The organism is Kribbella hippodromi (assembly GCF_039531045.1).
Classification (GTDB): domain Bacteria; phylum Actinomycetota; class Actinomycetes; order Propionibacteriales; family Kribbellaceae; genus Kribbella; species Kribbella hippodromi.
On sequence record NZ_BAAAPH010000014.1, the window covers coordinates 134,016 to 144,840 of the forward strand.

Consider the following 10,825-nt stretch of genomic DNA (forward strand, 5'->3'; position numbering starts at 1 on the left):
TGCAACTCCCTGAGGTTTCAGCGAAAGCCATCATACTGTTTATCCAACCCGAGTTGTCGATAGAATCATTCCGTGGACATCTCCCGGCACGCCGACGTCCAGGCGGTCGCGGTACTGGAGGAGCCGACCCGGCGCCGGCTCTACGAGTACGTGGTCGCGCATGCCGAGCCGGTCAGCCGGGACGACGCCGCGAACGCGCTCGGGATTCCGCGCACGACGGCCGCGTTCCATCTCGACCGGCTCACCGGCGAGGGCCTGCTCGAGACCTGCTACGAGCGCCGGACCGGGCGTACGGGTCCGGGCGCGGGCCGTCCCGCGAAGCTGTATCACCGCTCCGATCGTGAAATCGAGATCAGCCTGCCGGAGCGTCAGTACGCGATCGCGGGACAACTGCTCGCGGCCGCGATCCAGGACGCGGAGACGTACGGCATCTCGCCGCGGGAGGCGGTCAACCGAAGAGCGCGGGAGTACGGCGAGACCCTCGGCCGCACCACCGGGAACCAATCGGTGGAGCAGGTGCTGGCGGCGCATGGATTTGAACCGCGATCGGAAGCGGACGGGATCGTCCTGGGGAACTGCCCGTTCCGGCGATTGGCAAAGGAACACCCGCAACTCGTCTGCGGCATGAACCTGCACTTGATCGCCGGCCTGCTGACCAGCCTCGACACCCCGCTGCAGGCTGAGCTCGCGCCGGCAGCCGGGCTCTGCTGTGTACGCATCACCGGCTCGACTGCGCAAGCAGACGAGGCACTACAGTCTGGGCATGGCGAAGGCTAGGCAGGGCACTCCGGCAACCGTGGCGTTGGTGAAGGCGAAGATCGAGTTCAGTACGCATGCGTACGAGCACGATCCGGCCGCGAAGTCGTACGGACTGGAGGCGGCCGAAGCACTTGGCCTGGCGCCGGAGCAGGTGTTCAAGACCCTCCTCGTCGAGGTGGACGGCAAGCTGACGGTCGGCGTGGTACCGGTCGCGAAACAGCTTGATCTGAAGGCGATCGCGGCCGCGGCCGGTGGCAAGAAGGCGGTGATGGCCGACCCGGCAGCCGCGGAACGCACCACCGGTTACGTGCTCGGCGGGATCAGCCCGATCGGCCAGAAGCGCGCGCTGCCCACGGTCGTCGACAGCACCGCGACCGGCCACCCGACTGTGTACGTGTCGGGCGGCCGGCGCGGTTTCGACATCGGGCTCTCCCCCGCCGACCTGATCACAATCACCAAGGCGCGGACGGCGGACATTGCCCGCTAGCCGGTGATGCCCGGCTTGCCCGTCTCCAGGTGGCCCGACAGGCGGCGCCGGTACGTGGTGTCGTCCGGCGTCGTCACCTCGACGTCGTACCAGCCGTGATCGGTCGGCCAGAAGACCGGACGGGTCTGTTTGCCGCGCAGTTCGACGGTCAAGGTCTTGGCGCCGTACCCGCGCGACTTCAGCTTCACGGTCAGCGGCTTCCGGGTGGTGTTGACGAGGTCGAGCTCCAGTGAGCCGGCGCGGTTCCCGATCCGGACGTCCAGCCCGGCCGCGGCGCCGTCGGATGTACCGGCGACCTCGGCCCAGAAGCGGTTCGGGCCCTGGATCGCGAGCTCGAACGGACCGTCGACCGGGATCGCCAGTGCCGTCGGCGTCGTGCCCGCGCCCGCGCCCCGGCCGGGGTGGTGGACGTCGAGATGGGTCGGCGCGGGCAGCTCGCCGCCGTACGGATAGACCGTGAAATGTGCCGACTGTGAACCATTGTTGCTGAGGGCCAGCATCAGCTTGCCGTCAGCAACGACGCCGGAAACCTTCGGCTGGTAAGGCAATGCGCGAGCCGGACGGCGACCCGATTCCTGGACCGGGATCGCCTGGTCGGCCGGCGGCGCCGGGTGCCAGCGGTCGATCGGCGCCGGCACCGGGCCGGGCTGGTCCACCGATGGTTGCCGATAGCCACGTTCGAAGTCGAATGCGGTCGTCAGGTCGCCGCACGCGGTCCGGCGCCAGTTGCTGATGTTGGGTTCGCGGATGCCGGTCCAGAGTTCGAGGAACCGCAGGATCGAGGTGTGATCGAAGACCTGCGAGTTCACGTGCCCGCCGACCGTCCAGGGCGAAACGACGGTCATCGGCACGCGCGGGCCGAGACCGATCGGCTTGCCCGCATACCAGTCGTCGCCCTCACCCGACGCGGGCCGCGGGGCGACCGGCGGCGGGACATGGTCGAAGTACCCGTCGTTCTCGTCGAAGTTGATCAACAGCACCGTCTTCGACCAGGTGTCCGGGTCGGAGGCGATCGCGTCCAGTACGTCGTAGATCAGGTTCGCGCTGGCGACCGGCGTGGACGAGCTGGGGTGCTCGGAGTCGACCGAGGACGGGACCAGCCAGCTCACCTTCGGCAGCGTGCCCGCCTTGATGTCGGCGCGCAGCCGCGGCACCAGCGACTCCGGCTCCGAGCGGTACATCGCCTTGCGGAACAGCTTCTGGTCCTTGATCGGCAGTTTCTCGACCGCGGCGTCGAGCTCCTTCAACGCGACCGCCCGGTCCGCGTCGGACTTCGCGAAGAGCTTGTCGTAGAACTCCTCGGTGGTGCGATAGCCGCCCGGTACATTAGCCAAAATCCGGTGGCCGATGTCCTTGAACGTCTTGAAGTACTCGACCGCGTTGTCGGTGAAGTTGTCCCACTCCTGGTAGATCTGCCAGGAGACACCGGCCTTCTCCAGCCGCTCCGGGTACGCGGTCCAGTCGTAGCCGGCGTGGTTGTAGTCGTACGCCGCGTTGGTGACGGCGCGCTGCTTCGTACCGGGCTCGTACCCGGTGGTGCCGGACCACAGGTAGTTGCGGTTCGGGTTGGTCGAACCGTTGACGGAGCAGTGGTACGCGTCGCAGATCGTGAACGTTTCGGCGAGCTCGTACTGCAACGGGATGTCGCGACGCTCGTAGTGCGTCATCGTGGCGGCCGTCTTGGCCTGGACCCAGTCGTCGTTCCAGCCGCCGGCCCAGGCCTGGGTGGCGTCGCTGTACCCGTGCGCCAGCGCACCGAGGTACTGGATGTCGTCGGGCTTCCGGCCGGCGGCGGCCGCGGCCTTGCGGAGCGAGAACGGGAGCACCTCGCCACCACCGGTTTTCGGCTGGTGGAAGATGCTCTTGCCGTTCCGCAGCCGCAGCGGCAGCCGGTCGCCGTACCCGCGGACTCCACGCAGCGTGCCGAAGTAGTGGTCGAACGATCGGTTCTCCTGCATCAGCACGATCACATGCTCGATCGCGCGCAGACCACCACGCCGGACAGGTTGCGCCATCGCGGTGTGCAGCGACGGTGGCAGCAGCGACACCGCTGCCCCACCCGCCACCGAACCGAGCACCAGACGCCGGGAGATCCCGGTCATGGGGCCTCCCGCCCTGGACTGAGGAGTGGAGGGAGCGTAGCGACTGGAGCGACGAGGGAAGGGCGGGAGTTAAAGCCCCATGACCCGTCGCGCCGGAGGCGTGACATCAATGCAGTCATGGTCCGGACCTTAGGGCCAGGTCTTGACCGAAGCTAGACCTCCAGATGAACAGCTATCCCCCCGCTGACGCGCCGCTATCCCCGTCGTGCGACCGCCGCGTCGCGCAGCTTCTCCAGCGTCTCGACGGTCGTCTCCCAGCCCATGCAGGCGTCGGTGATCGACTGGCCGTAGGTCAGCTCCCTGGTCGGGTCCAGCTCCTGCCGCCCCGCTTGCAGGAACGACTCCAGCATCACGCCCACGATCGCCTTGTTCCCCGCCGCGACCTGCGCACCGATCTCCTCCGCCACCACCGGCTGCCGAAGGTGATCCTTGCGGCTGTTCCCGTGGCTCGCGTCGATGACCACGCGCTCCGGAAGCCCAGCCGTACGCAGCAACTCCACCGCACCGGCCACGGATTCCGCGTCGTAGTTCGGCCCACCGTCGGACCCCCGCAGTACGAGGTGACAGTCCGGGTTGCCGCGCGTATGCAGAATCGCGGGCGCACCGTCGTGATCGATACCAGTGAACACATGCGGCACCGCAGCAGCCTTGATCGCGTCCACCGCCGTCCCGATCGACCCATCGGGACGGTTCTTCATCCCGATCGGCATCGACAGACCCGACGACAGCTGACGATGCACCTGGCTCTCGACCGTCCGCGCGCCGATCGCGCCCCACCCGACGGTGTCGGCGATGTACTGCGGCGTGATCGGGTCCAGGAACTCACACCCGACCGGCAGGCCCAGCTCGGTCACCTGGACGAGCAGTTGCCGCGCGATCCGCAGACCACGGTTCACGTCGCCGGAACCGTCCAGTCCCGGGTCGTTGATGAGGCCCTTCCAGCCCAGCGTCGAGCGCGGCTTCTCGAAGTACACCCGCATCACCACGAGCAAGCCGTCGGACAGCCGCTCGGCCACCGGCGCGAGGCGTTCGGCGTACTCGAGCGCGGCCTTGGCGTCATGCACCGAACACGGGCCGACGACAACCACGAGGCGATCGTCGGCACCGTTCAGTACGTCGACGACCGCCTGCCGCCCGGCCGCGACGGTCCGGGCCGCCGCGTCGCCGAGCGGGAACTCGTCGTGCAGCGCGAGCGGGGTGACCAGCGGGACGGTCTTTTCGATCCGTCGATCGACGACCGTGGTCTGTTCGGTCGGTTTCTTCAGGGTGTTCATCGGGGGACCTTTCCGCCGGCCCGCCACGAAGCGCTGACAGCCGGCTGAAGATACGAGAAAAGGCAAGGACGGAAGTCCTTGCCTTCGAGCCGGCTCTGGTGTCTGCGGTGGGCGTCAGCGATCGGCTGAGTCGCCCGGCACCAAGGCCGGCCACTCAAAAAATCGCCAATAGCAACGCTTCACGGGCTCGACAATAGCACCCCGCCGGCACCCGGACCCGAGACCGGCCAGTAACCGGAAGCGGTTCGGGATCGTTGAGGGCTGCAAGTGCCGGTCGACAACGGGGAGTGCAGCAGGGTGAGGCCGCGGACCTTTGAGCTGGTTCGGTATCGGGATCCGAGTGGGGTGTCAGGGACCGGCGTGGTGGCGGAAGGCTGTCAGTTCACCGACGGATCGGTCGCGTTGCGGTGGCGGGGTGACAACCCGGCGACCGCGGTCTGGCCGAATGTCGAGTCCGTGCTCGCCGTGCACGGGCACCAGGGCGCGACCGAGGTGCGCTGGATCGAGCCGGCCGACGCACCGGCCGGGGACGTCCTGCACGATGTACGTCCTGGCGCGCCCAGCAGCCGCCCAGCACGATCAACCGAGCCGCCGGAGCCGCTGGCCGGCCTGGACAATCTCTTCGACGAGCTGCATCAGGTCCGTGGACCGTCGTCGCTCTCCGAACCGCTCTCGCCGCCGCCCGGCCACTCGCGTGGATGGGCGGGGGCGCGGCATCTCCGGTAGAACATGGGCGTGATCCAGATCTACCTGGTCCGGCACGGTGAGCCGGACTACGAGCCGATCGACTCCCGGGGCTGGCCCGGAACCGCGGCCGACTCCGCCCCACTCACCACGGTCGGGATGAAGCAGGCCGAGCAGCTCGCCGACCTGCTCAGCGGCATCGGCGCGACCTACCTGGTCAGCTCGCCGTTCACCCGCGCCCTGCACAGCGCCGCGATCATCGGCCACCGGCTGGCCCTCGGCGTGAAGGTCGACCACGACCTGCGCGACTGGTTGCCGGACCACACCGGTCTGTGGCGCAGCGCCGCCGACGTCCGGGCCGCCCAGGCCGAGCTCGAGGCGTACGACGGGGAATGGCCGGAGGGCATCCAGCGGCCCTGGGAACCACTGTCCCGGGTCCGCGAGCGCGCCCGGGCTGCCCTCGACCGGCACACCGCCGGCACCGACGGGCCGGTGCTCGCGATCACGCACGCGACCGTCATCCGGGCGCTGACCGGGGTGAAGGACGTCGCGCACGGTGCGCACGAGTACTACCGGTACGAGGCCGAAACCCACTGACAAGGCAACTGGAAGTCGCCCGGAAAACCTGCTGAAACAGGGGTGAAACGACGCCTGAGCTTCTGCACGTGCAGACGCAATTGCATCGAGAAAGTGACCCATGTCACACGAGGTGATGACGTGAACACGCTCGCCGCCTGAAAACCGCCGATCACAGGCCGCGACGGCCCTCGGTGATAACGAATGGCTCGAACTTCGAGACAACAAGGGTTGAACTCGCTGTGAGATGAGCATAGTTTTCACCGAGCGCCCGTCCGCGCTTACGGTGAGTCAAGGAGGTTGCCATGTCGAGAGGGATGCCTCGCCTACCCCGCCCGCTCATGGATCTGTGGGACTGGCAGTCACAAGCCGCATGCCGGGATGTGAACCCGGAGCTCTTCTTCTCACCCGAATCGGAGCGTGGCGTTCGCAAACGCGCCCGCGAGATGGTGGCCAAGTCGCTGTGCGGGACCTGCCCGGTCCAGCCCGAGTGCCGGCAGCACGCACTCTCCGTCGGTGAGCCGTACGGAGTCTGGGGCGGCACCACCGAGTCGGAACGCGACAACGACACCCTCCTGCCCGAACACCGCAAGTCCGCCTGACCCGTACCGTCACGCGCCTGACTGGCAAGGCCGGAGCGAAAGCTCAGGCCTTGCCGTCGTCGGTGTCGTCCGGCGCGCCGGCCTCGTTCGGTTCGCGGGCGTCCTTCGGCTTGCGGGTGTCCTTCGGCTTGTGCGGTCCGTCGGTCGGTTCCTCGGGCTGCGGCGGCCGCATGGTCGTCCGCGGGTCGCGGTACCGGTCCAGCGACTTGAGGAAGTCCGGGTCGTCGTCAGGCGCGAGCGGCCGGCTGAGCGGCTGCGCCGACGGGCGTACCGGGCTGTCCTCGCGGCCGCCGCGGGATCGCGACATCAGCAGCCACACCAGCGGTCCCGCGAACGGGACGAACACGATCAGGATGATCCACACCAGCTTGGGCAGGTGCGGTACATCCTCGTCGGGCGTCTGGATGACGGAGAACAGCGCGTACACGGTGAGTACCAGGCTGATCAGGAACGGCAGAAATCGGACCACGTCCCAACAGTACGGCGCGGACCCAGTCAGCGGGCGGACGTGGTGAGTCCGCGCGCTCGCAACACGCTGTTCTCGAGCGGCCGGAAGACCAGCAGCTCGATGCCGACGCCGACCACGAAGATCAGCACGATGCCGGCGAACACCATCGAGATGTCGGACAGCGACATGCCGTTGTGCAGGAACTGACCGAGGCCTTCGCCCAGCTCCGGCGAGGTCGCGATCAGCTCGGCCGCCATCAGCGACCGCCAGGAGAACGCCCAGCCCTGCTTGAGCCCACCGAGGAAGCCGGGCAGCGCGGCCGGCAGCAGGATGTACCGGATGCCGCTGAGCCGGCCCGCACCGAGCGCCTTGCCGACCCGCGGCAGGATCGGCGGCACCTGGTCGAGACCGGACACCAGCCCGTTCGCGATCGACGGCACCGCGCCGAGCAGCACCACCCAGTAGATCGCCCGGTCGTTCAGCCCGAACCACAGGATCGCGGCCGGCACCCAGGCCACCGACGGCAGGCTCTGCAGGCCCGACACCAGCGGCCCGATCCCCCGGCGGACCAGCTTGCTGTTCGCGATCGCGAGCCCGAGCGGTACCGCGATCAGCAGCGAGATCGCGAACCCGATCACGGCCCGATGCACCGACACCCAGAACAGCTCGGCGATCTGGCCGCTCGTGACCAGCTGCCAGATCTGCCCCCACACGTCGACCGGCGCGGGCAGCTTGAACTCGGGCCAGAACGCGGCCGCCCACAACGCCTGCCAGATCGCGACCAGGATGACGATCGCGCCGATCGGTGGCAGCACGCGCGCACCGATCCGGCGCAGCCGCGAGCCTTCGGGCTCGATCACCGGCGTATCGAGCGCGTCCAGACCGGCTTCGACCGAGCCCGCGTCCTGAACCTCAACCGGCGGCATGACTGCTGATCACCTTCCGCAACGCGGTGTTGATTTCGTCGACGGCATCGGGCGCGTCCCGTACGTCCCATTCCTGGACGACCCGGCCGGGCCGCGAGGAGAGCAGTACGACGCGCTGCCCGAGCCGCACCGCTTCGCGGACGTCATGGGTGACGAAGAGGATCGCCGTACCGGTCGCCTGCCAGATGCGGAGCAGTTCACCTTGCAGTACGTCGCGGGTGATCGCGTCGAGCGCGGAGAACGGCTCGTCCATCAACAACAGCGACGGCTTGCCGGCATCCGTACTGTCCGTGGTGGATGCCAGCGCCCGGGCGAGCGCGACCCGCTGGCGCATGCCGCCGGACAGTTCATGCGGGCGCTTGTCGCCAAGTCCCGCGAGGCGGACGAGCTCCAAGAGCTCCGCCGCCTTCGCGCGACGCTGTGCCTTCGGTACGCCGGCCATGCGCAACGGGAGCTCGACGTTTCCGGCGGCGGTCAGCCACGGCATCAGCGCGGCCTCCTGGAACACGACCGCCGGCCGCGACGAGTTCAGCTCGATCCGCCCACTGGACGGCCGGTCCAGGCCCGCGACCAGGTTGAGCAGCGTGGTCTTGCCGCAGCCGGAGGCGCCGAGCAGGCAGACGAACTCGCCGGCACCGACCTCCAGGTCGACGCCGTCCAGCGCGACCACCGACTTCCGGCCGGTCCCGAAAGCCTTGCCCACTTGGTGAAACCGGACCGGACTGATCACCTCCGGCCGGGTCCGATCGGTCTCGACGATCGCGGTCATCCGTTCCTCCTCGGTCGAATCCGGATCCAGCTCTACTTGGCGTCCAGGCCGGCCGCGTCGACGGCCGGCTTGCCCGCCTTGCCGAGCACCTCGTTCAGCGGGCCGAGGTCGGCGAACCCGGCCACCGCCGGCGCGGTCTTCGCGATCCCCGCCGTGACCTGGTCCTTCGCCAGCTGCGGGAACGTCGCCGCGATCGGGTCCGCGGTGATCTGGATGTGCTCGAACGCCCGATCGATCACCGCCGGCTTCAGAGACTTCCCCGTCGCCGCCTTCAGCTGGTCGTTCACCACGGTCTTCGCGTCCGCCTTGTTCGTGTTGCTGAAGTCGATCGCGGCGACCAACCCGGTCAGCAGCGCCTTCACCGACTCGGGGTGTTCCTGCAGGAACTGGGTCCGGACGATCAGCACAGTGGTCGGGAACTTCCCGCCCGGCCACAGCGACGCCTCATCGAGCAGCACCTTCGCGCCGGCGTCCAGGACCAGCCGCGACGACCACGGCTCTGGCAACCAGGCCGCGTCCACGTCACCCTTCTTGAAGGCATCGAGGGTCTGCGCGTTCTCGAGGTTGGTGACCTTGACCTTGCCGGTCAGGTTCTTCTCGGCCAGCCACTTCTTCAGCGACACGTCCTGGGTGTTGCCGAGCTGCGGCGTCACGACGGTCTTGCCGATCAGGTCCTCCGGCTTGCTGATCGTTGGCTTCACCACCAACTGCGCACCGCCGGACGTCGCCCCGGCGATCAACCGGACCGCTTCACCGTTCGATTTCGCGTACGCGTTGATCGCCGGTCCGGAGCCGATGAACGACGCGTCCAGCGATCCACCGAGCAGCGCACCGACCGCTTCCGGACCGGCATTGAACTTGGTCGGCACCAGCTTCGTACTGCCGAGCTCCTTGCTGAACAGGTCCTTGCCGAGCCCGACCAGCGCGGCGGCGTGCGTCACGTTCGGGAAGTAGCCGAGCCGCAGCTCGGTGGCCGGGCCTTTGCCGGTGGCCGCCGCGGCGGTGGTGCTGTCGTTGCGGTCGGCGCGCGAGCAGCCCGCGGCGGCGACGGTCAGCGCGAGGCTCGCGGCGAGTAAGCGGGCAGGACGGAAGGCGGAAATACGCACGGGAAAACCTTTGTCAGAAGGAGAAAGTCAGGAAGCGGGTTCGAGTTCGCGGTCCGGCTGCTCGGTGACCGTACGGCGGGCCGCGGTACGGATCCCGTACGCGACGATGCCGGCCCAGCCGAGCACGAGCCCGGCGTATGCGACGTACCGCAGGCTGGTCGCGACGTCGAGACCATTGAGCAAGGTGCGGGCGTTGGTGAGGATCAGCACCAGGCCGACGCCGACGCCGAGCCAGCGGGTGGCGAGGCGGGACACCAGCCAGGCGGCCAGCGGCGCCGCGAGGACACCGCCCACCAGCAGCGCGGCGACGATGCCGAACGGCAGGTGCTTTCCGCCGAGGCCGAACAGGAAGCCGATGCTCGCGGCGACCGAGACCAGGAACTCGGCCGCGTTCACCGAACCGACCGCGCGCCGCGGCGCCAGCTTGCCGCTGGTCAGCAAGGCGGAGTTCGCGACCGGGCCCCAGCCGCCACCGCCGGTGGCATCGATGAAGCCGGCCACCAGACCGAGCGGGCCGAGGAACTTCCCGGCCGGTCGGCCCTCGATCACCGCCCGGACCTTCCCGGTCCCGAACCGGACCAGGATGTAGACACCGAGCAGGAGCAGCAGACCGGCGACCCAGACCGACGCCGATTCGGTCGACAGACTGGACAGGAAGGTCGCGCCGGCGAACGCCCCGACCGCGCCCGGTGCCCCGATCAGCGCGACCACGCGCCAGTCGACGTTGCCGAAGCGCCAGTGCGACAGGCCCGAGGCGAGCGTGGTGCCGACCTCGGCCAGGTGCACCGAGGCGGAGGCGACGGCCGGGGTGATCCCGGTGATCAGCAGGGCGGTACTGGCGGTGACGCCGTACGCCATACCGAGCGTGCCGTCGACGAGCTGGGCGATCGAGCCGAGCAGCGCGATCAGGATGAGACGACGCACAGGACTGCTCCTACGGGTGGCCGATGAATGGCACGGAGACGGGCGGAGGAGGTACGCCGGCCGTCAACACCCCGCGGAGTTCACGCGCAGCAGATCCACGTGCCGGCGCCGGGTGAGGACCTCACCGGGTGCGTTCGCGACGATCTGCATACGACTATGAAAGCGGAC

General features: G+C 68.7%; 13 protein-coding genes. 5 read left to right on the forward strand and 8 right to left on the reverse strand.

Features of this window, described 5'->3' with window-relative positions; translation table 11 throughout:
- The first annotated feature begins 72 nt into the window (after positions 1-72).
- Positions 73-777 (forward strand): helix-turn-helix transcriptional regulator, encoded by a 705-nt coding sequence (locus ABD260_RS22135; RefSeq protein WP_344235830.1) that lies wholly within the window; start codon positions 73-75, stop codon positions 775-777.
- Positions 764-1,246: a Cys-tRNA(Pro) deacylase gene (gene ybaK, locus ABD260_RS22140; protein ID WP_344235832.1), complete on the forward strand. Its 483-nt coding sequence runs from the start codon at positions 764-766 to the stop codon at positions 1,244-1,246. The genes ABD260_RS22135 and ybaK overlap by 14 nt, the downstream gene beginning before the upstream one ends.
- Here the strand turns inward: ybaK and ABD260_RS22145 are convergent.
- On the reverse strand, positions 1,243-3,348 hold the full coding sequence (locus ABD260_RS22145) for a phosphocholine-specific phospholipase C (RefSeq protein WP_344235834.1): 2,106 nt from the start codon (positions 3,346-3,348) through the stop codon (positions 1,243-1,245). The two genes, ybaK and ABD260_RS22145, sit on opposite strands and share 4 nt — an antisense overlap.
- 194 nt (positions 3,349-3,542) lie before the next feature.
- Positions 3,543-4,622, reverse strand: coding sequence for a 3-deoxy-7-phosphoheptulonate synthase (locus ABD260_RS22150; protein ID WP_344235836.1), 1,080 nt, complete (start codon positions 4,620-4,622; stop codon positions 3,543-3,545).
- A 363-nt stretch (positions 4,623-4,985) separates the two neighbouring features.
- Here ABD260_RS22150 and ABD260_RS22155 point away from each other — a divergent pair, with 363 nt between their 5' ends.
- From ABD260_RS22155 to ABD260_RS22165, 3 genes are all read left to right on the forward strand, one after another.
- Positions 4,986-5,348 (forward strand): hypothetical protein, encoded by a 363-nt coding sequence (locus tag ABD260_RS22155; RefSeq protein WP_344235838.1) that lies wholly within the window; start codon positions 4,986-4,988, stop codon positions 5,346-5,348.
- Between the two features lie 9 nt (positions 5,349-5,357).
- Positions 5,358-5,903, forward strand: coding sequence for a histidine phosphatase family protein (locus tag ABD260_RS22160; RefSeq protein WP_344235840.1), 546 nt, complete (start codon positions 5,358-5,360; stop codon positions 5,901-5,903).
- A 284-nt stretch (positions 5,904-6,187) separates the two neighbouring features.
- Positions 6,188-6,484 carry a WhiB family transcriptional regulator gene (locus ABD260_RS22165; RefSeq protein WP_344235842.1) on the forward strand — a complete coding sequence of 99 codons (297 nt, stop codon included), beginning with the start codon at positions 6,188-6,190 and terminating at the stop codon, positions 6,482-6,484.
- Positions 6,485-6,527: 43 nt separating this feature from the next.
- On the opposite strand, the gene ABD260_RS22170 is transcribed toward ABD260_RS22165, so the two are convergent.
- The 6 genes from ABD260_RS22170 to ABD260_RS37615 form a co-directional block, all read right to left on the reverse strand.
- A complete protein-coding gene (locus ABD260_RS22170; protein ID WP_344235843.1) occupies positions 6,528-6,953 on the reverse strand; it encodes a PLD nuclease N-terminal domain-containing protein in 426 nt (141 codons plus the stop codon).
- Positions 6,954-6,979: 26 nt separating this feature from the next.
- Positions 6,980-7,858: an ABC transporter permease gene (locus tag ABD260_RS22175; RefSeq protein ID WP_344235845.1), complete on the reverse strand. Its 879-nt coding sequence runs from the start codon at positions 7,856-7,858 to the stop codon at positions 6,980-6,982.
- Complete coding sequence (locus ABD260_RS22180; RefSeq protein WP_344235847.1) at positions 7,845-8,627, reverse strand: ABC transporter ATP-binding protein; 783 nt, start codon at positions 8,625-8,627, stop codon at positions 7,845-7,847. Before ABD260_RS22180 ends, ABD260_RS22175 begins: the two co-directional genes overlap by 14 nt.
- A 32-nt stretch (positions 8,628-8,659) precedes the next feature.
- Entirely contained in the window at positions 8,660-9,733 is a 1,074-nt protein-coding gene (locus ABD260_RS22185) for an ABC transporter substrate-binding protein (protein WP_344235849.1), read from the reverse strand.
- Positions 9,734-9,760: 27 nt separating this feature from the next.
- Positions 9,761-10,657 carry a sulfite exporter TauE/SafE family protein gene (locus tag ABD260_RS22190; protein ID WP_344235851.1) on the reverse strand — a complete coding sequence of 299 codons (897 nt, stop codon included), beginning with the start codon at positions 10,655-10,657 and terminating at the stop codon, positions 9,761-9,763.
- 63 nt (positions 10,658-10,720) lie between these two features.
- Positions 10,721-10,807: a putative leader peptide gene (locus ABD260_RS37615; protein WP_408954222.1), complete on the reverse strand. Its 87-nt coding sequence runs from the start codon at positions 10,805-10,807 to the stop codon at positions 10,721-10,723.
- Positions 10,808-10,825 lie beyond the last annotated feature (18 nt).

Excerpts from the sequence above, each read along its gene's own strand:
- ABD260_RS22145 (WP_344235834.1), bottom strand. The coding sequence starts at position 3,348 with ATGACCGGGATCTCCCGGCGTCTGGTGCTCGGTTCGGTGGCGGGTGGG.
- ybaK (WP_344235832.1), top strand. The coding sequence starts at position 764 with ATGGCGAAGGCTAGGCAGGGCACTCCGGCAACCGTGGCGTTGGTGAAG.
- ABD260_RS22180 (WP_344235847.1), bottom strand. The coding sequence starts at position 8,627 with ATGACCGCGATCGTCGAGACCGATCGGACCCGGCCGGAGGTGATCAGT.
- ABD260_RS22150 (WP_344235836.1), bottom strand. The coding sequence starts at position 4,622 with ATGAACACCCTGAAGAAACCGACCGAACAGACCACGGTCGTCGATCGA.
- ABD260_RS22165 (WP_344235842.1), top strand. The coding sequence starts at position 6,188 with ATGTCGAGAGGGATGCCTCGCCTACCCCGCCCGCTCATGGATCTGTGG.
- ABD260_RS22175 (WP_344235845.1), bottom strand. The coding sequence starts at position 7,858 with ATGCCGCCGGTTGAGGTTCAGGACGCGGGCTCGGTCGAAGCCGGTCTG.
- ABD260_RS37615 (WP_408954222.1), bottom strand. The coding sequence starts at position 10,807 with ATGCAGATCGTCGCGAACGCACCCGGTGAGGTCCTCACCCGGCGCCGG.